At 40.1% G+C, this 21,750-nt stretch carries 11 protein-coding genes and 3 pseudogenes; 5 read left to right on the top strand and 9 right to left on the bottom strand.

What is annotated here, in order from left to right; genetic code table 11:
- Nucleotides 1-9: 9 nt before the first annotated feature.
- Nucleotides 10-1,065, bottom strand: a pseudogene (locus tag LK453_RS02920) (HlyD family secretion protein); the annotation flags it as partial.
- Nucleotides 1,066-1,177: 112 nt separating this feature from the next.
- On the opposite strand from LK453_RS02920, the gene LK453_RS02915 reads away from it, so the two are divergent.
- Nucleotides 1,178-2,343, top strand: a protein-coding gene (locus tag LK453_RS02915) for an IS3-like element ISPpy1 family transposase (protein WP_227954061.1) whose coding sequence is annotated in 2 segments (ribosomal slippage) — nt 1,178-1,451 and nt 1,451-2,343 — 1,167 coding nt in all. Because the reading frame shifts where the segments join, the coding sequence is not laid out codon by codon here.
- 143 nt (nt 2,344-2,486) lie between these two features.
- Here the strand turns inward: LK453_RS02915 and LK453_RS02910 are convergent.
- On the bottom strand, nt 2,487-4,139 hold the full coding sequence (locus tag LK453_RS02910; protein ID WP_201542067.1) for an MFS transporter: 1,653 nt from the start codon (nt 4,137-4,139) through the stop codon (nt 2,487-2,489).
- A 355-nt stretch (nt 4,140-4,494) separates the two neighbouring features.
- Between LK453_RS02910 and LK453_RS02905 the strand changes: the two genes are divergently transcribed.
- A complete protein-coding gene (locus LK453_RS02905) occupies nt 4,495-5,499 on the top strand; it encodes an oxygenase MpaB family protein (RefSeq protein WP_007394481.1) in 1,005 nt (334 codons plus the stop codon).
- A 35-nt stretch (nt 5,500-5,534) separates the two neighbouring features.
- Entirely contained in the window at nt 5,535-5,843 is a 309-nt protein-coding gene (locus tag LK453_RS02900; RefSeq protein ID WP_455566952.1) for a WCX domain-containing protein, read from the top strand.
- A gap of 621 nt (nt 5,844-6,464) precedes the next feature.
- On the opposite strand, the pseudogene LK453_RS02895 reads toward LK453_RS02900, so the two are convergent.
- The 6 genes and pseudogenes from LK453_RS02895 to LK453_RS02870 all read right to left on the bottom strand — a co-directional run.
- A pseudogene (locus LK453_RS02895) lies at nt 6,465-6,686 on the bottom strand (transposase); the annotation flags it as partial.
- Nucleotides 6,687-6,771: 85 nt separating this feature from the next.
- Nucleotides 6,772-10,374: a DEAD/DEAH box helicase gene (locus tag LK453_RS02890; protein ID WP_201542068.1), complete on the bottom strand. Its 3,603-nt coding sequence runs from the start codon at nt 10,372-10,374 to the stop codon at nt 6,772-6,774.
- 100 nt (nt 10,375-10,474) lie between these two features.
- Nucleotides 10,475-11,260, bottom strand: a pseudogene (locus LK453_RS02885) (IS1 family transposase).
- A gap of 91 nt (nt 11,261-11,351) precedes the next feature.
- On the bottom strand, nt 11,352-11,978 hold the full coding sequence (locus LK453_RS02880) for a hypothetical protein (RefSeq protein WP_201542069.1): 627 nt from the start codon (nt 11,976-11,978) through the stop codon (nt 11,352-11,354).
- Between the two features lie 48 nt (nt 11,979-12,026).
- Nucleotides 12,027-15,092: a tyrosine-type recombinase/integrase gene (locus tag LK453_RS02875; protein ID WP_201542071.1), complete on the bottom strand. Its 3,066-nt coding sequence runs from the start codon at nt 15,090-15,092 to the stop codon at nt 12,027-12,029.
- Entirely contained in the window at nt 15,085-17,592 is a 2,508-nt protein-coding gene (locus LK453_RS02870) for a hypothetical protein (RefSeq protein WP_201542073.1), read from the bottom strand. The genes LK453_RS02875 and LK453_RS02870 overlap by 8 nt, the downstream gene beginning before the upstream one ends.
- Before the next feature lie 199 nt (nt 17,593-17,791).
- Here LK453_RS02870 and LK453_RS02865 point away from each other — a divergent pair, with 199 nt between their 5' ends.
- On the top strand, nt 17,792-19,081 hold the full coding sequence (locus tag LK453_RS02865; RefSeq protein WP_201542075.1) for a molybdopterin molybdotransferase MoeA: 1,290 nt from the start codon (nt 17,792-17,794) through the stop codon (nt 19,079-19,081).
- A gap of 39 nt (nt 19,082-19,120) precedes the next feature.
- Here LK453_RS02865 and LK453_RS02860 read toward each other — a convergent pair.
- Nucleotides 19,121-19,872 (bottom strand): IS5 family transposase gene (locus tag LK453_RS02860; RefSeq protein WP_265578863.1). Its coding sequence is split into 2 segments (ribosomal slippage): nt 19,121-19,659 and nt 19,659-19,872, totalling 753 coding nucleotides; the frame shifts between segments, so codons are not numbered across the junction.
- Nucleotides 19,873-20,350: 478 nt separating this feature from the next.
- Here LK453_RS02860 and moaA point away from each other — a divergent pair.
- Nucleotides 20,351-21,700 carry a GTP 3',8-cyclase MoaA gene (gene moaA, locus LK453_RS02855; protein ID WP_201542198.1) on the top strand — a complete coding sequence of 450 codons (1,350 nt, stop codon included), beginning with the start codon at nt 20,351-20,353 and terminating at the stop codon, nt 21,698-21,700.
- Nucleotides 21,701-21,750 lie beyond the last annotated feature (50 nt).

The raw sequence follows: 21,750 nt of genomic DNA, 5'->3' as shown, positions 1-21,750 counted from the left end.
GTCAATTTGCTAACTTGACGTATCTACTGTTGCCACTACCGACATGCCGGGTATCAATTCATTCAGACGACTTTGGTTGCCATCGATGTCAATGCGTACAGAAATGCGCTGTACCACTTTGGTAAAATTCCCGGTGGCATTGTCGGTTTTAATGACACTAAATTCTGACCCTGTTGCGGGGGAGATGCTTTTGACTACCCCCGTAAATTTTTGTTTGCCTAGGGCATCGACAGTAAACCACGCTTTTTGCCCGATTTTCATTTTATCAATTTGGGTTTCTTTAAAATTGGCAATGACCCACATCGATTTTGGAATGAGATAAACCAACTGCGTGCCTTGTGTCACCAACTGACCGGTACGGATATTGATTTGCCCTAATTTACCTGAGGTCGGGGCGGTGATTAAGCCATACTCTTGGTTGGTATTGGCCTGTTTTAACTGTGCATTGGCGCTTTTAATCTGTGCCACCAAACCAATCTTTGTCACTTCCGCGGTTTTTTGACCTTCGCGGGCGACATCGACACTGGCGATTGCTTGGCTCAACAGTGCTTCATTGTTTTTTACTGCCGCTTTGGCAGTATCGACTTCATTTTGTGACACTGCGCCAACGCCGACCAAGGATTCAAGTCGTTTAAGCTGTTGGATAGACAATCCTAACTGGGTTTTAACTTGTGCTACTTTTGCCTGCGCGGCTTTGACATCGGCTTTGCGCTGCTCGATGATTTGTTGTTGGTTGGCTAAATTGGTGGTCGCTTGTTCCAGTCCTGACTCGGCTTGTACTACTTGCTGTGAGTAGTTAGCACTGCTGACTTTAACTAACGGCTGACCTTGTTTAACGTCCTCAAAATCACTGACGTAGACTTTTTCGATATAACCATTAATTTGTGCCGACAATAGGGTGATATTGCCTTTGACATAACTGTTTTCGGTTTGTTGCAGTGGCGTATTAAACGGACCCAAATGCCATGCCCATAAAATCACCCCAACACCGAGCAAAAAAACCAATAACATGATAATTAAGGTAAGCGGCCTAGGCTTAATAATCTTTTCAGGCGCCTGTGCGGGTTTGTCATCGCTGTCATCAGCTGGCGCATCATTCTATAATACTCCCGGAAAACTAGACCAAAAAATTGTAGCAAATAAGATAGAATAACCTTTAGAAAAAGAGGTCTATCTAATGACAAAAGTACGTAAGCGTCACAATGCTGAATTTAAAAGCAAAGTCGCCGTTGAAGCCATCAAAGAACACAAAACTCTCAACGAGTTAACCGCAGAATATGGGGTTCATGCAACCCAAATCAGCAACTGGAAAAAGCAGGCTTTGGCAGTTATCCCTACTGCATTCAATACCAAACAGCAAGCCAACGAACAAGCCCAGCAAGCTATTATCGATGAACTACATAGGCAACTAGGGCAAGTTATAAGCGAAAGAGACTGGCTTAAAAAAAAGTCCTTACAGCTACCCTGAGCACTCGTAAACAACTGCTAGAACCTGATAACAAGGATTTTAGTGTTCGTAAGCAATGTGAATTACTCAGTATCAACCGCTCAAGTTTGTACTATCAGCCAAAGCCCATCAGCGAGCTTGATATTACCCTGATGAACTTGCTTGACCAGCAGTACACCAAGACCCCATTTTATGGGGTTAAACGCATGACAGCGTATTTGAGGCAACTAGGCTATCAAGTGGGAGAAAAGCGAGTTAGGCGCTTACTACGGCAAATGGGGCTAGACGCTATTTATCAGCATCCTAATACGAGTAAGCCTAACTCTGAGCATCAAGTTTACCCGTACTTGCTTAGGCATGTACCGATTAGCCGTTGTAATCAAGTGTGGAGTACTGATATCACCTATATTCGCCTAGCCAAGGGCTTCGTGTATTTGATGGCGGTGATAGATTGGTACAGTCGTTATGTTCTAGACTGGTCGCTATCTACCACGCTTGAGGCAGATTTCTGCGTGGATACGGTAAGTAGCTTACTGCACAATGGGTTACGCTGTGAGATTTTTAATACGGATCAAGGCTCTCAGTTTACCAGCCCAAGATTTACCAGACCGCTCATTGAGCAGGGTATTGCCATCAGTATGGATGGTCGCGGTAGGGCACTGGATAATATCTTTGTGGAAAGGCTTTGGCGGTCAGTGAAGTATGAATGCGTGTATTTGCGACAGTTTGAGACAGTCAGTCAGGCAAGAGCAGGTTTGAAAGAGTATTTCGAGTTTTACAATCATGAGCGTTTACATCAGTCGCTCGATTACCATACTCCTGCACAGGTTTATCTGGCTAACAATAGTTCGGATAATAAATCGTTTTATCAACCCAATTCTATCTTAATTTTATGATAATTTGGTCTAGACATTGGGGAGTACCTTATTCTGGGTTGTTGGTTCACTACTCATGAGTTGGGTTTTCCGTAAGCATTTTATTTATCATTAAACAGTTATCTAATTGGGTCGCCTTGTTATACCCATCTAGCGTATCCAGTCTATGTTTGCTTAATTGCTGCTTTTTGCCGATTTTCAATGTATTTTTTGCGGGCGATATTAATCATACCCCAAGCAAATAAAAACGTGGCAATGTAACTGTTGACAGTAATGATATCGCCATACGCTTTAATCTGCGCTTCTCGCGTGACAATTTGGTTGAGGGATTGTTGGGCTTGTTGCTGTGAAAAATTGTTGTCGGTGATAATGGGTTTAAACCCTGCTTGGTATTGTTGAAGCCGCTGGGTTACTGTGGCATCTGTCGATTGCATTTGCTGTAAAATACTTTGTTTATGATACTGGGTGCGCTGCTGTTGCAGGGTGCTATAAAAAGCCCAGCCTACCAGCCCGCCAAAGTTTTGGGTCGCACCAAACAAGATGATAAAGGTGATGACATGATTGACGCTTTGTCGCAGCGTGAGCCCAAATCCCATCAATACCAATGGACCCATAAACAGTGAGCCTGCAAACGCGACTGCAAATTGACTGAGATAAAAATTTTGGGGTCGCACTTCACTGGTGAGCATATTGGCATCATACACACTGGCAACCGCCACGAGCAAAGTCGCTACCACCATCGGCGGAATCAAATGATCCCGTGAAAAGGTCAGTGCGCTGACTATCAAACCTGCCAACATACCAAAAAATATGACCGTATAAAAACCCACAAACTGGTCGGACATGATGCCTTGGGATTTTAAAAAATTCACCACCGCATAACTTTGCTCAGACATAATCAAACGCAGTAAAAAAGCGCCTACTACAAAACGCCATAACGCAACACTCCCCAGCCAGCGGGTCATAATCAAGGGATTTTTGCGGTAATGCTCAAAGAAAAAGCCTGACATCAACAGCGCCAACGCGCCAATGAGCATATACGCCAATAACGGTGAGTTTTCCCACCACAAAATCGACCCTTTTACCAACACCCCACACAGCAACCCAAAACCGGGCGCCAATAACAAAAAGGTGAGAATGTCTTTCTTTTCATACACTTCGATACGTAAACTTCGTGGCAACTTGACGGCGACCACCATCGCAAAACAACACAGCGCCAAACCAAACTCAAAGGTGTAAAGCCGAGTCCAGTCGTTCACATTGACCAAATAAGGCGACATTATCCAAGCCAACGGAATCGCCAGCGCACTGACCCCAAAACCAATATACAAACCTTGCAGACGATACTGACTACTAAAGGCTTGCATCACATAATAAAGCCCCAGTGAGGATAACGGTGCCGCGACAAAGCCTCCTATCGCCCTGACCAGTAAAGCCATCGGATAGTTTTGCACAAATATATGAATAAACATCACCAGCATGAACATCAGCAGGGATATTTCAGAAAACCAGCGCAATCCAAATTGTTGACGCGCTTTAAACAGCAGCAGGTTGGCGCTGACATTTGCCATAACATACACAGCAGGTATCCAAGCCACTTGTGAGGGTGTCAGCGCATATTCGCCTTGGATTTGCGGTAAATTGGCGGTAATAATGCCGTTGCCCAAGCCACCACAAATTGCAATAAAAACGCCGATGATAAAGTACACAATGCTTTTTGATCGAGAGTGAGCAATACTCGGCGGGGAACCGGGTAGCGCGGGTTTTTCATCCTCGGTCCAATTGGGTGGCGTTTCTAAGATTCTAGGTGATTTCAAAGGGTGGCTCGATTTTGATACTGTTAAGACAAGAGAGGTTGGCTATAGTGTAATCAAAAATAGGTTTAGCGTCAGCGACAAAATAGTTCTATAAATGTGACATGATACATGTGACATGGACTAGCGCTATGCTTGCCATCATTACCCAACCCATCATTATCTAACCAATCATTATCACACTGGTCATTGAAACCCATCAGGCAAGCTACGGTCAAATTCATCCAGTAAATATACCCAGTCGATTAAGGGCTAACATTTTTAAACAAAAAAATTTGATTTTTTTGCTGTATAGGTGTTTTTTAGTTGCCAAAATGCGCTAGGCTATCCATTCATTCATCATTGATTTATCACTGCTATGAACCCGCTTCACCAAACCGATTTGCCGACACTGGGGCGCAATACCGACATTGACCACCATGCTGATTTACAAGTGTTGCAGCGTATCAAACGATTTTTATTGCCCCGTGATTTTGAGGTGCCAAAGGATTTATTGCAACAGATGCAGCAAGGGTATGGTATCGCAGATCAGCCTGTCGATGCGCTGTTATCCAGCGATATCAAATTTGCCAAACCTCTGCAGCAATTGATTTTGCATGAGCAAGGGATAGCGCAAACGAATGACGTATTGGCAGCCAAAGCGTTATTGCAACAGCCAGCGTTTGAAACACTGTATCAGCAGTTTTGCCAATATCCGAGCTGGTATGATGCCAAGCTTGCCGAGATTGGCGCAATTGCCTATCGGCGCTATCCGTTGATGCTGATTTGGTTACTGCGTAATGTCGCGCTAATGGCAGGGTATAGTATCCCTGCGCTCTCATTGCCACTCATCAAAACAGGGGCGTTAGTGCATGATGCATTGCCGAGGCTCATGCGAACCTATGCCTATATTTTGGCAGTGTCTGAGTACCCAGCGATTAGCCGCAACCAGCAACCCCCATTGGCAATTGGCACAGAAGGCTGGCGGCAAAGTCTGCAAGTGCGTCACATACACGGTCTGGTACGACAACAATTATGCCGCCATGATTGGGACAGTGGCTACTGGGGGTTGCCCATTAACCAAACTGATATGGTGGCGACCCACCTGCAGTTTTCGCTACTCATTATGCGCGGACTAAAATTACTGGGGGCAAGAATCAGCGCCGAAGAGTCCAAAGGCATTATGCACTTATGGCAACTGGCGAGTTGGTGGATGGGGATTGAGCTGGCACGGATTCCTGAAGATGAAACCGAGGCGTGGGCATGGCTTTATAGCTATTTGGCAACTCAGCAATTAGATTTTGAATTTGGTAAACCCCTCGCCAAAGCGCTGCATGATTTACCCTCTACGCCATCATACGCATCCAATCAGTACAGATTTTAGAAGAGCCAATACCCAATTGGGTGAATGATTTAAGTTTGGAAGAATTAAGTCGAAAAGGCGTGCTTGAAACCCATTTAACACAGCGAGGAAAGCCAATTATATTAAGGCTTAAAATTAATCATATTGCTGCCCAACATCTGACCGAGCGACCACTATCAAACGATCAGACGTTAGAAAAGCTGGATGAAAAAAACTTGTTACTTACAGCGACCGTGATGAATACCGTAAGGCTTGAAGATTGGCTAATCAGTATGTCGCATATGTCAGAAGTGCTTGAGCCTGTTAAGCTTAGAGAAATGATTATTGATAGATTAACAGATGGACTGAATCAATACACCAAATAAAATTATCAACTAGTAGTTTTAGATTAAAATTAAAACAATGTCAAATTAGTGATAATTAAAAACCAAAATAGAACTAATTTTACATTAATGATTTAAGATTAATATGCTTTTTTATGTCATTTAAAGTGTCATCCATAACTACTCAATTTAATCGTAAAGCCAACAAAACATTTGGCGAAAAAGCTGCTATTCCTAAAGCAATCTACGTGATCGATGAACTATATGTAGCATAAATATCTCATCAATATTAGGTCAAAAAGTTTACTTATAAACCATGGGGTAGGGGAGGATTGTGAATTATTTTTAAAAAATCGCCAATATTTGGTAAAATAGTCGTGGCAAAAAATAGCTCATTTCAGGTGACAAATATCAGAGTTTGAAGAAATAAACCGATATTAAATGACTGTAAAATATATCGTAAAAAAATCCCTGTAACTAGTGTAGTTTCAGGAATTTTGCCTTAAAATCATTTAAGGTAATTAGGTGTAATTTTCGCGCCGCAACTTTGCCAAGGTCGGGGTCGCGAGTTCGAATCTCGTTTCCCGCTCCAATTTCTAAAAAGGCCTCACCTAATAGTGAGGCCTTTTTTTGTCTTTAAAATCAGTAGGTTGATAAGGAGTTAACGACAATACAGTCTAAATACACAATAGGATATAAGCTACTTAGTGGCCGGTTCTGCCATGCTATGATGTTGTCAGTAACTCTGGAAACGAGGCTCGTTGAGATATCAACGTCATAGATATCTTTGATACTCTCAACAATCTCAGTGGTTGTCTGACCTTTGGCGTAAAAGGATATAATTTTATCATCGAGCCCAGTGATACGGGTTTGGTGTTTGCCAACCCGTAGAGCCCATTCCGGATTCTGTGTAACTGCAATTTGCTAACAGGGTATAAGCAGTTACACAAAGTTTGGGAAAGTCTCTAAATCAAATAAACTTCTCAAACAATCCTAAAAGCTCATTTTCACTTAGCTTGACTTCCCCTTCATGATCAGTGCTTAAGATAGATTTAGCAAGCTCGGCTTTATTTTTTTGCATATCAATAATTTTTTCTTCAATGCTTTGATTGGTAATCAGTTTGTAAACGAATACAGGCTTGTCTTGTCCAATCCGCCATGCCCTATCAGAAGCTTGGTCTTCGGCAGCAGGGTTCCACCAGGGGTCATAGTGAATTACAGTATCGGCTGTGGTTAAATTCAGACCTACACCGCCCGCTTTTAGGCTGATTAGAAACACAGGTACTTGCCCAGTCTGGAAGGCATCGATTGCTTCATTACGTTTTTTGGTTTGCCCCGTAAGTGTAGTAAAATCGATTTTTTGAACAATAAGTTGCTCTTCTATTAACGCAAGCATACTGGTAAATTGTGAGAAAATTAGAATTTTGCGACCCTCGCTGACCATATCTACCACCATTTCTATCAGATAATCAAGTTTGGCGGACTTCATAGTTTTATATTTGGTAGGTTTTTTGTCTTTTGGCAAACTATCCAAATTCAGCAAGCTAGGGTGACAGCAGACCTGTCGCAGCTTGAGTAACGCATCTAAGATTTGGATTTGACTGCGTTTAAAGCCTTTTTGAGCGATGATTTTTTTGATGCTATGCTGCATGGTCGCTCGCACTGCTTCATACAGTTTGGACTGCTCGTTATTCATGTCAATATTGACTTCGATGGTAGTTTTGGGAGGTAACTCTTTGACAACGTCAGTTTTCAGACGACGGAGCATAAAAGGTTTGACTCGATTGATCAGTTTTTTGCGTTTGTGTTGATCACCTTTTTTCTCAATAGGATGGCGGTAGTTTTTATTAAAAACATCTTGACTGCCCAAGAACCCTGGCATCAGAAAGTAAAATAACGACCACAATTCACCGAGATGGTTTTCCATGGGAGTTCCTGTCAGACATAGACGGTGTCTGGCGGTCAGTGAGCGTAACACTTGGGCGGATTTACTGCGGGGGTTTTTGATATTCTGAGCTTCATCAAGAATAATTTGGTGGAATTGATGGTCTTTTAGAACCTCTTCATCACGCACTACCAGCGGATAAGTAGTAAGCACGATATCATGCTGTTTGATCTTGTCAAAATCATCATGGCGATTTGGGCCATGCAGTAGCAATACGGACAGCTCTGGAGTAAATTTCTCGGCTTCTTTTTGCCAGTTATGCATTAGTGAAGTGGGAGCAACGATTAACACAGGCCGGTCGGTCAAATGCCCTGCCTGTTTTTCCATTAAAATATGAGCAAGCGTTTGGGCGGTTTTACCAAGTCCCATATCATCAGCAAGGACACCACCATGTTCAGTTTGGGCTAAAAACTGCAGCCAAGCTAAGCCCTGTTGTTGGTAGGGCCGCAATTCCCCATGGAAACCTTTTGGTGTAGGCAGGTTGGACTGATAGCCTGCTTTTAGCTTTTCACTAAACCTTTTGAGTTTTTCAGGCATTTGCCATGCCATACCTAGGGTGTGCTCAAGGTCAAATAATTGGTGGGCATCGTATCTATCGATTTTTCGATCATCTTGTGATAACAGATGACTTAAATTTTGTAAAATCGGTAAAATTTCTTTAAAAGCCACTGCTAACTTAGGGCGACCGCTACCTACATTCACCGCAAATAGATGATTTTTATCAATGAGATTTTCAATATCTTTCTGCATCAGGTAAGGATACTGCTCCAGCAAATACGCCACGATACTCAGCAAATCATATTTATGCCCTTCGCTATCGCTGACCGTTGCCCCCACTTCAAACCAGTGACTGCCCTCATCGCCATTATCAATTTTATCATCAGTCAAAGTTTCGACAACCAACTCTGGATTGTGCGACATTTCAGCATCAATCGGACTGTCCGCTAAATGCTCAACTTGCCAACCGATTTCGGCAAGTTTATCTATAGGCAATAAGGCGTTGAGTGCTTCGTCCAATTCGATAGTGGCTTGATTTTTACTGACATTTTCCGCTGTTTTGAGCCATTTAAAAGAGTTCAGCTGTTTTTTTAACGTTCTTAAGGCTTTGTTCTCGGCTTTAATATCTCGGTATTGATGGTAGCGCTTGCCTTGATATCGCGTGGTAAAAAACTCAGTTTCAGCGCCCATTCTGGCAGGGATTTCCCCTGTTTTATAGGAAAAAAACAATTCCGCCTTGACAAACTTTTTGTCAATCCATTGCTCTTGCCATAGTACTTTTTTCATTTGCCAAGGTAAGTAGCGTTCGTCGATACTGCTAAAACGGATTATCGGCTGTGATATGCCGTGGACATCTTCAATGGGTTGGACGGATTTGGGTTTAGGTAATTTTTGAGTTATTTTATGACTTGATAAAACATCGTCTACTTCATTTACTAATTGTTTGGGAATAACAGGCATGCTCATCAGTCTAAATAGCATGTCGCTTGGCATATCACCGATAACATCGGTATTGACTAACCCAATCTGACGTTTAGCGCGATTAAAAAAGGTTAAAGGCTGAGTAAATAGCACATCAAAATTTTCGATTTGACCAAACTTATAGCGATTTTGGTCTTTGTCGAGTAAATTAAATTGGAGTTTTTCGCCATGCTGGTGGTCGTTTTCAAGCCACTCAACTTCCATATTTAAAATCTCATCTGACCAAGTGATAGGATGAAATTGCTCTTCTTCCCAATCTTTATCCCACTGGGTTTTATAGTACAAAATCTTATCTTCTATAAGTTGCTTTATTAAGTTGAGCGGTAATTCGTTAACCACCATGTAAGCCTTAGAAAAAACGGCTAGCTGCTGTGCTTTGACATGGTCATAAATTTGATTAAATAACGCTTTAGTAGCTGCGGGGAATTGTGAATAGCTGTAATAGATATTGCTGTATTGATTATAGGTTTTGGGAGCTCTAATTTCGCCTGATTTGATGCGCCGAACTTTGATTAATTCTAGCTGTAATTCCCCAAACTCTTGTTCAATTAGATATACAAAAGGGGAGGACTGATGAGTGACTGGGTAACTTTTTGTGTTTTTATCTAATTTAGTTAAGTTTTGGCGTAAATTCTTGAGCCAACGCAAAGCCTTATCATGTTGGGTGCTGTTATTTAAAGTTGTGTTAAGGCCAGATTGGTCAAATCTGCTAGTTGGTGGTATAGGTAAGGGTTTAGCTAATACCGAGATTAATTCTTGGTACTCTGATAGATCGTTAAGCTCAGATTTTTTTTGCATTAAAGCTTGCAGGAATTCTTCACCTTCAAACGAAAACTCACGCATGGAATTGTTTTTCTCGGCTTCTTCGTTTCGAAAAAGACGTGCTAATGCCGCTCCGTGCTTACAAAAACTTCCCACAGGGCAAGAGCAATCACTTTGTGTGATACGCTGACTTGCTTTGTGGTAAGCAATTTTGGTGTGGTACTCTTTCGTTCCTTTAACATTAGCTTGTAGTAGAGTGGCTTGAGCGCTTTCGGTTCTTTCAAGACTGGCGAGATCAATTTTGCTGACATACTCAAGGCTTCGGTTAATGGTTTGGCTGTTAAATTTATAGAGTAAGTTGGCAAGAGTAGTGATAGGTTTTGACATGGAAATTCAAGCTCTTATTTAAGGTTACGCAAAAAAATTATATTATCTATTATTTAGGACTTACACAATATCTGGTGGTGGTTCAAAAAGTAGGCTAACATTAGACATACCCATGATTGATGTAAAAGAAAGCTAAATCAAAGGCTTTAAAGTGATTTTCCAGTTTTTTAGAAAAGTTACAACTTCGCCTAAATGCTCGCCTTACTCGATGTCTGATAGTGCAATTATTACCTTCAATGCCGACCGTGAAAAACTTGCCAATGATTTGGGTAAAGCCCTTAAAACCGGTAACAAAGCTATCCCAGGTTTCACTAGCGATTTTAGCACAACTTACGCCTAAGGCTTTCAGCTTAGCTTTAAGCTTGTTAACAGTGTCAAGGTCTCGTTTTCCCCATACATAGGCAACAACTTCACCTGTGTCACGGTGATAGGCATAAATTAACCATTGTTTGTTGGTCTTTTTACCTAAAAATGTCTCAGGGCAAACGCATACTTTTAAAAAACATTAATATTTTCAGTAACTTATAAACTTAGAAAATGAAAATCTAAATCCATAACTATCTGATTTTAAATAGAATTCCTAACTAAAAGTGTGCGTTTGTCCTGACAAAGGTCTAAAGCTCATGGACTTCAAGACAGTCATATTGCCTTTGATGATTTTTTCAACGCAAGCGATGTCTTTTATGCCACTGCCTCGAACCATAAGATGTCGTATTTTGCTATCTTTTTGGGAGTGACAGCCTTGGTACGTTAAGGCATGGTCGCCAATAAACTGCCGTTTGCAGTCTTTGCATTTATAGTTTTGTTTACCATAGCTTTTGAAGCCATTTTTCTTTATACTGTCACTTAGACAGGCTGGGCATTTGATGTATAGTGTCATTTGCATTTCACTATTTTATCAATTTCTCAGTCTGTCTTTTCAGCCTACTTTTTGAACCACCGCCCAAAATAGATCATCAGCAACTGTTCTGGGTTATTCAGTTAGGCCACTTGACTGAAGTGTGGGAGGAAGACTTCTGTTGGTTGATAGCCGACCTTGCTGTATTAGTTAATAGTACTAGATTTGTTAGCTGAAAATAACTATGTTTATTGCCGAATATATCGCGCCAGATCCTACTATGGTATTCATGAGAGATTTGGCGTAAATAGTTAGCCATCAAACCTGGTTTTTTCAACGATAACAATGAAGCTGCTCTAATAAAATCCATATAAATAAAATCAATAATTAATTGTTCAAAGTCAGGCTGAGCATTGCTATTAAGTCTTTTTCGTTCCGCTTTAATTTTGCCCCTCTTTTCAGCTTTGATAGCAGAGGTATAGGTTAAAAGAAGTGTGTTATTACGGTTTAAGTTATTGATATTGAAAAGTGGAGAAAAGCATCCTCCGATAATTTGGTATTCATTTATACCGACATTTATTACTGAAACCTGATGCAAGGGAAAGTTAGATATACCTGTTGTTAACTCATCTATCTGAGTTAAATATTTTACTTGCTCATTATCTGTATAAGCTTGAATGAAGGTGTTATAAAGCTTTTTAGCTAAAGGATGAAACTCAAACTTATATTTTTGTTGCATAGCGATACTTTTAACTGTTAAATCCATTTTAATCCTCTTTACTAGCATTCCCTAGCTCTGTAGGTGGCGAGTGGCTCATTTCTCGTTACTTTCAATAATATTACCCATCATGATATAGGCATGATGACAGAAAATTTGAAGTGTACGTACAGTCCATTGTTCGATAGGCTTTTTAATATTATTAGCTATCCTTTCTTCTTCAGTCTGACTTGCTATAGAGATAGCCACCCTAAACGTCGATCTATTATTATGCTGCTTTGTACCCTCATGCTTTATATGAGGCCTATAACTCTTCATAATATATAAGACCTGAGCTAACTCCTTTTCTTCAAACTTTGTAGCCCGGGCTTCATTGTAGATAGTTAGACGTATATTTTTTTTATGAATTAACTCAGATAGCACTTCAATATAGCCTTTAAGATGACTGATATCTCTAAACATAATATAGTTTCTCTGGTGAGTAGAGTTCATAAGAGTTAATAAAATAAACTTAAGCAATAAAGGCCTTGGGAGTTTTGATTCAGTATAAAGCTTACGAAACTTCTCAGTTATATGAGTTAATATCTTTTTATCTTCATCGAATTTATCTAACTTTGGTACTAAGCTAACTTTGTCATTAACTTTAAAAAGTTTTGAGTTGCCTGCACTTGTTTTAAAGCGTGCATCACTTCTTAGTCGACGCGCGTTCTCTAACCAACTCATAAAAGTAGCTTCTTCAATAGATAGCTTTAAAAGCCATTCTTGGTAATCTTCTTTTGTGGCATACGCAGTTAAAACTAGGCGCACCTCATTAAATCCATAGCGTCTTTTAGCCGTAGGATGGTTGATGGTATTTAATTTCGTCGTTGACCTTGGCTTAGGAAGTTTTTTAAGTTTTAATTTTTTAAGCAAGTAGCTGTTTAATAATAGAGGGTCGTGTATCGACTTTTGTTGTCTTCGGGGCAGTTTCAATAAAGCGGAGTGCGCTTTTGATAGTTTAAAGTCTGTATGCCAAAGTAATAAGCCAATTTGAATATCTAAAAGATGAACATAGGATGAGTAGGTTGTTGTTGGAGATGCATGTCCAGCTAATCCTGCCAAAGCCAATATTTTTTTGTAAGCTAGTGGGCTTTCAATAGTGGTTAAGATTTCATGTGCTTCTTCTTGAGTATAGGGTATTAGGCTTTGTAGCCAGCTATAACATATATGATCGTTATAGGCGTTATCATCGTCATAAATGAATGACATTAACTGAAAGTTAGTAATAAAGCTATGTCGCAGGTGATGCGTTGATAAGTAGGATAATCCAGTGCAAGCTTTTATGGCTTCGCTAAGTAATCTGGAAAGGTCGTTAGGTTGGTAGGGGAGACCTGCTTGGGTTGCGATCAACGTCTCTCCTTCGCTAGAAACCCGTTTGGCATATACACGCTTAAAGAGTTCGTAATCCTCTTTAGTTAGTAGCTTTGATAATAAGATACGACGTAATGCAGAACTGGTTTTGTTGTTCCCGTATTTATTGTTTCTAATATCTAAATAAGATACGGCAAATATATCTTTTATTCTTATTTTGGCTATTTCACCGACCCTAAGACTACAGCGATGGGCTAATATTAATGCTAGTTTTAATGACTCTATCGCTTCAAGATTTAAATCTAAACTATCAATTTGATTTAAGATAGACTGGAACATGGTTTCAGATATATATCCGGTTTTACGATGAGGACGTACTTTAGAGGACAAAGCGGCGATAGGCTCAATATCATGATGGGTGACTAAGTAGCTGTGAATCTCGTCTATCAAGCTAGCAGTCGCATTTTTTGCTTTCTCCGTCCTGCCAAGCTCAATCAGCTCATCATAAAAATATAAAAAATCATCTTCATCGAAATCCTCCAATTCCATACCACGACTGACACTTAGCCATCGATTAGTAATTCTATTGCTGTAAGTTTGCACGCTACTCACTTCACAACCGCCAGTAACTTTTGATAACAGCCAACCAGTTAAGGCAATCTCATTTAAGGGAGCTTCGTTTCGCAAAAGCTGTGAATGAAGCTCAGTTAAGCTTGCTGTGAATTTAGTTTTTGATATCTTTTGGGCACCTGTTTTTTTAAACAATTTGGCTATATCGACTGCCAAATCAGTCTTACTACGAGCTTTATAGTGCTGGGTTACATTAGGCGCTGGAGTACTTGGTGCTGAAAGGGCGCTGATCTTAGCATCCCTGTGGCTAATATTATGTACAATAGACTGCCAGTTATTAGTAGGTATGGTGTAAGCTCTATCTTGTCCCATTAATAAATACCATAGATACTCTGGAAGATTTACTTCAAGATAATCCTCAAGTACGTAGATAGCTGAAGTTAAAAAATCTATTAATGGCATAGATTGAGATATAGCCCCTACCTCTTTAAATACCCTTAGACGTCTATAAATAGTTTGCGTACATATTTCAGTGCTTGTCGGATGCTCATGCTTTATGCTATTTAGATATAGCTTAACTATTCTTACAGTCAAGGGGGATAAAAATATTTTAGCTTGATGAATGGCCTTAAGATTATTTTTAATTTGAGTATAATAGTTAGTAGGCGTGGCATTATCGTTAATAATAATATCAATAGCAGGTAGCTCTTGAACTGTTATTAATTTAGGGTTGCCCTTAACGACATCTAAGATAATTTGATCGAGAGTCGGTTTGTGTAATATTGCGCTATGAAAGATAAGTGACAAAAGGACATCTTCAATGCTTGGTGTATGTGTAATTTCGAGTCTTTTCATCCATGCTAGATAAAAGCTTAAAGTCTTTTGTCCGTTATAGAACCAAGACTCAGTGCGAAAGCTTTCAGGACGTGAGGAGAGAATTATTAATTTTGGAAAACCAACATTAATATTATGATTTTCCAGCATATCTTGACAGTGCTCTACACCAGTATTATAACCGTCAACATAGGATAAGTAGTTTTTGAATAAGTTATCCTTGCTAAGAGCCTGATCAAACTGCGTCCACATAGAACTAAATAATTGCTGGGGACAATCGCTTTTAACTAACTTTTTAAAATCAATTTTACTGTTAATCAATTGTCGTGCTCTTTTATGCCTTCGCTCACCCTGTCGGTCGCGATTCATGTTTCGCTTTTCGATGCCAGATATTTCAGTATTAGCCATACAGGTCTCCTAGCTTTACGACCCCAAATCCACAGGTTTCAAGCAAATCATTTAATTTATAAGATAAACGGCGCAGTTCTTTTGATTTTAAGCCACTGAATTTCCCTAAAAAACTATAGCCCAATTCATCAGCATGCCCCATGAATGCCCCTATAACATCGTATCCAAACAAATTATCCTTGTCGCCCTCATAAGGAGAATACGCACTAAGATATCCATTAATTTTATACGAACGGATAAAGTGACGCGACCAATTAAGAGGTAAGCTAATAAAAGGAGCTAAGCGTTTTGCAAGGTAGGTATTATTAATTTTTTCCTTATAAATAGTAGTACCCTTCTGATCGTATTTTAAATAGGTAATAAGGCCCGTTTTACTCATAAGGATATCGTTAAAAATTTGGCTAACAGCATAATTTAGTCTGCCGTATGCCTGCACATATACATCCAAATAGTCGTAAAAGGCAATAATTTGAGCAGTTACTGTTTGTGGTAAGTAAATAAACCTGCCTATACTGTCTTGGTGGTTCTCTTTATCACTGATGAAATATTTTGAAGTTCGCGTATCTATGTGTTGAAGCCGCCCAAAAGGCTCAGTAACAGGCCTATAGCCAGTTGATGCAGCTAACATTAAATATAGATAATCAGTAAATAAGTTATGGAGATCAACCACTGATTCTAGTTGCATCAAATCTCTACGTTTTATTGCGTCATCTAAGTCTTTTTTGAGCGAGGAGATAATTGGTTCTAGAGCGGACTCGGTTATTGCTAATACTGTCCCTGTTTGTTTATCCCAATAGTCCGTCTCTTCATCCTCGGGAATTTGTAAAAAACTATCTAGGTCTTCTTTAGGTATTTGGAAGCGTTTAGAGCTTATCAGTTCGTCACGAAGGTGGTCATAAAATGTACTTTGACACTTATATACTTCAAGCTGGCTGGCATTAAAATACGGAAGTGCAGATACACTATGGATGGGTTTATTAGTTAGAACACTAACAATCGCATGGTCATAGCCTTTTTGAAGCAAATAGTGAGCTAAGTAAGCTTTGACTTTATTTAACGATAACCTTGTACCCTTGCTTTTATTCAGATCTTTTAGTTGTTCGTATGCTTTATTCTGTATATGCTTAAGTGCCTCATCATTATCACTATCATTATCATTAACAAAAGCAAAAAGAGCGTCATAAAGGCAGCCTATGCGTTCAGAGAGATAGCCATATATATCTTCCGTATTTTTAGCACATAGCTGGCTATTCCAGTCATCCTGAATTTCACTTCTAGTGGGCTTAAATATGATCTTATATGTTAAGGCGTTAAAACTTACTTCCATGCGGTCAGATACAGGCATCTCATCAGTGCCAGTTAATAAAAGTATAAAAATATAAAGAGCCGCTTGATGGGATATGGTGAAGCTTATTTGTTTATCGTTATCATTTAAGTCTTTGAGTGCTGCTAAATCTATTTGCTTTAAGGTATGAATTAAAAAATCAAGCAGGACTAAAATTTCATCAAAATGGGCAATATTGACATCGGTAACTTGGCTCATCGAACGCAAACGCCGACAGTTAGCTTGTTGGTCTGCGTTAACTTTATCAATATAGTAATTAGTAGGGCGAGAAATAATCACTTGTTCAATGGCGTATTTCTCATCATCTTGTCTTTCTGATACTTCAAAGCAATTATTAGCATCCTCTTTTTCTGTGATGAAGCTCAAGGTGCTAATAGTGTTGCCGGTTATCTCGTCTTCATATAAAGAGCTAGTAACCACTTTTTCTTGTTGCTTTGTTATCTTTTTTACCCCCCGTTTTTGATCATAAATTAAAGTTAACGGATATGAAAAGTTGTATAAAAACTTTGATAGACGGTGATTACACAGGTCACAGTCAGTCCATTCTAGATCTTTTTCATCTTCATGTGGATTGGCCCTAGCATTTGAGATAAAGCGTTCAAGCTCCTCACTATTAATTTTTTTCCATTGCTCATAAAAATTGGTGTTTTCTAATGATTGAAAATAAGACAGAAGGTCTGATAGAGTCTTAATAGTAGTAAAATCAGGTAAAAATGGAATTAGAAAGCTTCGTTTTTTTGATTCGAGTAGGCGACACTCAGTTAAGGTTTGTTTTATACGGCTGTCGTGCTTTGTCAATACTACTAGCTTTAAGCATACAAATAGGTAAGTTGACCTAATCATACTAATTTTAGGATCATCGGAGTGAGTAGCCAGAAATGCAACTAATGGTCTATCTACGATGTATTTTAGTTTGAGTTGCTCTAAAGGAGTATTTTGAGAGTGAGTTGATTGTGCTATAAAAGTACTATTATCAGGAAGATTTAACCATGACGTAAGTGCCTCTTTCTCGACTTTGAATTCTTTACATGAAAGAGGAAGTATCTGATGTAAATTGTACAGCTCTCTAATCAAAGGCTGAGCTTCATTTAGATCTGCTTTTAGGGTAAGCTCATCGTTAAGCCAACGCGTGATTAGCTCTGTATTAGTCTTCACATCATATTCCATCGCTAGTATTAGTAAATTTATCAGGGGTATCTTAAACATTAGCTTAATTTGTCTGATGCATCCACTGGGGTTTTTAGTCTAAATTGCATTTTTAACAAAATTAAACAAAAGCGTAGGTTTACGTTATCCTTACGAGAGTAATGGGTTTGCCAATCAAGGTTCATACTAACAAAAAAAGAGCAATTTCATGATTACTGTTGAAGCATTAAAGGGCGCCATTACCGAGCGTATCACGGCTTATAATGAACAAGACTTACCGTTTACTAAACGTGCCACAGAAACTCGGGATTTATTGGTCAGTCAAAATCATATTCTAGCCACCGACATCGTTTCTCCGTTCGATGTGCCACGTCAGAACCTATCGGCTATGGACGGCTATGCCATAGCAACGGGCAGTACGCTAGAGCAGGGGAAGATTATTCAAATTATTGGTGAGTCACAGGCAGGTTCTGCATTTACCGGCACTTTACAAGCAGGGCAAGGGGTACGTATTTTTACCGGTGCGGTGGTGCCGAGCGACTGTGACACTGTAGTGATGCAAGAAAATACCAATTTTGCTGAGATTAAAGACAGCATCGATAAATCACAGGCTTATGACATTGAATTGATCCAAGCGGCAAAAGTAGACCGTAATATACGTAAACAAGGCGAGGAAATTGAGTCTGGTGAAGTGGTACTTCAAGCGGGCAAACGCCTCAATCCTGCAGACATCAGTCTATTGGCCAACTTAGGGTTAGCAACTGTCGACATCTATAAGCCGTTAGTGGTCGGTATCTTGGCCACCGGGGATGAGCTGGTAAAAGTAGGTGAGCCCCTGCAAACCCTTGCTCAGATTTATAATTCCAACACCCCAACGCTAAAGAGTATGTTCGCTGATATGCCGGTGGTTATAAATGATTATGGCATTATTCCGGATCATCTTGAGTTGACCAAAAAGGCGATACTCAGTGCGATGCAAGAGTGCGATGTTCTTATTTCTACCGCAGGGGTCTCAGTAGGAGATTATGACTTTTTGACCACAGTGATTGAAGAGTTGGGTCAGATTAACCATTACAAGGTAGCTATGAAGCCAGGCAAACCATTTGTCTTTGGTGAGCTAACTCAAGGTTTAGAAGTGCCTGTGTTGTACTTTGGGTTACCTGGCAACCCCCTATCTTCTGTGGTCGGTAGCTTACAGTTTATTATTCCAGCATTGTGGCAGTTATCAGGCGTCGCTCAAGAGGACATGCCGATGACATTGACCGTCACTGCAACTTTGAGTAATGACGTGAGAAAATCCCCCGGTCGTGCTGATTTCCAACGCGGCATCTTGAGTCAAGATGAAACAGGGCAATATGTGGTCAGTACTGCGGGTAAGCAAGATTCACATCGTATTAAGCAGCTTAGTTTGGGCAATTGTCTGATCGTACTGCCCAAAGACTCTGGCAATGTTAGTGCGGGTGAGGAAGTTTTGGTACAGCCGTTCCCATGGTCTTAACTGCTATATGAGTTTAGCTACCAATACTAGGGCGTGTCCTCAATTTAACCTACAGTGAATAATAGTACAAGCTAGGTAAAGCATAGATTTAAAATTGCGTGCTAGCTTATCATAGCGTGTTGCTATACTGCGAAAATGCTTTAATTGAGCGAACATATTTTCAACTAGATGGCGTAATTTATAAAGGTAACTGTCAAACTCTGGGTTAGGTTGTTTCGTATTTTTTCTTCTAGGAATAACCGCTCTCATGCCATGTTCTATCGCTTTATCTCTGATTTTCTGCGAATCGTATCCTTTATCAGCTATAAAATATTCTGCCTGTTCAATCACTTCTATTAGGTCGTTTGCAACTTGACTGTCGTGCACTTCACCCCCAGTGATTTTAAAATCGATCGGATTTCCATGCGCGTCCACACATAAGTGTATTTTTGTCGTGTTTCCGCCACGACTGAGTCCAATTGCTCGCTCTTCACCACGCCGAGCTCCACTTGCATGTTGATGACACCGTACATAACTTCCGTCAATGAATACCCATTCTTTATCAGTTTGTGTTCGTAGGTCAAAAAAAAATTCTGCCATAGCCCTTTTTTAGACCATCGATTAAAGCGGTTATAAGCGGTTTTCCATGAACCTAGTTCGGTAGGTATGTCTCGCCATGGAGCACCTGTTCTTAGTTTCCAAAGTATGGCTTCCATTACGGTGCGGTCATTCTTCCATTGATGGCAACCGTGAGCCTTCATTGTTGTTTGTAGTTGTTCCCATATGTTGTCAGTTATTACTGTTCTCGCCATGGCTTGAGTTTCCCTATATTTTGTTGATATATAGGATTAAAATAAGGCTTTACTGTATTTTTCAAATTAGGGACACGCCCTAGAACCTTCACCAGAACCTTAATTTCAATAGCGAGCGTGCATGTTTTAACAGAGTGACAGTAGAGGCACAACAAAACATAGCTTTAGCACACTATTTTTAATCCCTATCTATAACCTATACTACTAAAGAGGTAGAGGAGTGGTAATCGTGATCCCCATTAGGGTGAGTATTTATTACCCCTCGACCTGTTATAATCTAATCATAAAGTTTAAGCATAGACAACATAAAGAGTGACCGCATTCACCTTGTTAAATCTACGAAAGTAGCACTCGGTTGCATTTACCCTTCTTTATCTGTTTATGACCATAAATATTTAATACGCTTTTTGTTATTATTCTTTTTTTATAAAGATTCCATTCACAACCTGAGGCAATGCTTAGAGCACATTAACTTTAGATGATCACGGTATCCAATATGACCCCTCTCAAATCCAACCTAGGGAAAGCTAGACTGTATACACCTACCCCCAATTCAGTTATGTTTGATGGTCATGACCTAAACTCATCTGTTAATACGGCCTACCACAATACCCCTTATTCTCGCAGTACTTCTTCATTAGCAGCTTTGATTAATGTTCCTTTTTCTTATCAAAATAAAGTTTCCAAAGCGGCTACCTGGCGTAACGTGACTAGCAACCCTAAAATCGCGACAAATACTAACACCGCTAAAAACAATAAAGCTGCTAAAGACGCTAAAGTCTTTAAAGATGCCAAGGGTGTTACTGCTTCACTGTCTTCTAACGCTACGGCTACTGACTCTACCAATGGTGAAGGGTTGTTGACTGATGGTTTCTCGCGTCGGTTGACCTATTTGCGCCTGTCGATTACTGACTTTTGCAATTTCCGCTGTGGCTACTGCTTACCCAATGGCTATCAAGGGAAGCGTCCGGATAATGAATTGACCTTGCCTGAGATTGAAGTGTTGATTAAGGCATTTGCTCAGGTAGGCACCAAAAAAGTTCGCTTAACGGGCGGCGAGCCCTCCATTCGTAAAGATGTGACTGACATTATACGATTGATAAAGGCAACCCCAGGTATTGAAACCGTGGCAATGACCAGTAATGGCTATAAGTTGGGTAAGCATATTGCTAATTGGCAGCAAGCTGGCCTAGATCAATTGAATATCAGTGTCGATAGCTTTGATCCTGCCACGTTTAAGCAGATGACAGGCTTTGATATTTTGCCGCAACTTCTTGAAGATATGGACACCTTGCTACAAACCACAGACATCAAGCTTAAGCTAAATGGCATCTTGATGGAAAATACCGCTTACGACAGCCTGTTATCCGCTCTAGAGTATGTAAAAACGCGCCCAGTGACCTATCGTTTTATCGAATTTATGCAGACCAGTGATAACAGTGATTTGTTTTTTGCACAGCATGCGCAGTCAACCTTAATAACCGAATATTTGCTAAATAATGGCTGGCAACCTCATGAGCGCTCTCAGAATGATGGTCCAGCGATAGAATATAGCCACCCTGATTATGTGGGCCGAATTGGTATGATTGCCCCCTATGCGGCTCATTTCTGTGACAGCTGTAATCGACTGCGGGTGAGTAGCTTGGGCAAAGTACATTTGTGTTTGTTTGACCAAGGCAACTATGACATTCGAGAGTATTTACAGCAGCAAGATGTGGCGGGGCTAATAAAGGTATTGCATCAATTTATGCCGATTAAACCTGAGCATCATCATTTGGCTGAGTCCAATAGTGGCATTATGAATAACTTATCTATGATTGGTGGTTAACTTATATTAGCCAGTCAATAATTATTAGTAGCAAGTTGTTTTGGGGTTAC

Origin of the sequence: Psychrobacter sanguinis (genome assembly GCF_020736705.1) — a bacterium.
Lineage (GTDB): Bacteria > Pseudomonadota > Gammaproteobacteria > Pseudomonadales > Moraxellaceae > Psychrobacter > Psychrobacter sanguinis.
Note: the sequence above shows the minus strand (reverse complement) of the source record. Positions and strands in the feature narration are given on the sequence as shown.

Excerpts from the sequence above, each read along its gene's own strand:
- LK453_RS02865 (WP_201542075.1), top strand. The coding sequence starts at position 17,792 with ATGATTACTGTTGAAGCATTAAAGGGCGCCATTACCGAGCGTATCACG.
- LK453_RS02890 (WP_201542068.1), bottom strand. The coding sequence starts at position 10,374 with ATGTCAAAACCTATCACTACTCTTGCCAACTTACTCTATAAATTTAAC.
- LK453_RS02880 (WP_201542069.1), bottom strand. The coding sequence starts at position 11,978 with ATGGATTTAACAGTTAAAAGTATCGCTATGCAACAAAAATATAAGTTT.
- moaA (WP_201542198.1), top strand. The coding sequence starts at position 20,351 with ATGATCACGGTATCCAATATGACCCCTCTCAAATCCAACCTAGGGAAA.
- LK453_RS02875 (WP_201542071.1), bottom strand. The coding sequence starts at position 15,092 with ATGGCTAATACTGAAATATCTGGCATCGAAAAGCGAAACATGAATCGC.
- LK453_RS02905 (WP_007394481.1), top strand. The coding sequence starts at position 4,495 with ATGAACCCGCTTCACCAAACCGATTTGCCGACACTGGGGCGCAATACC.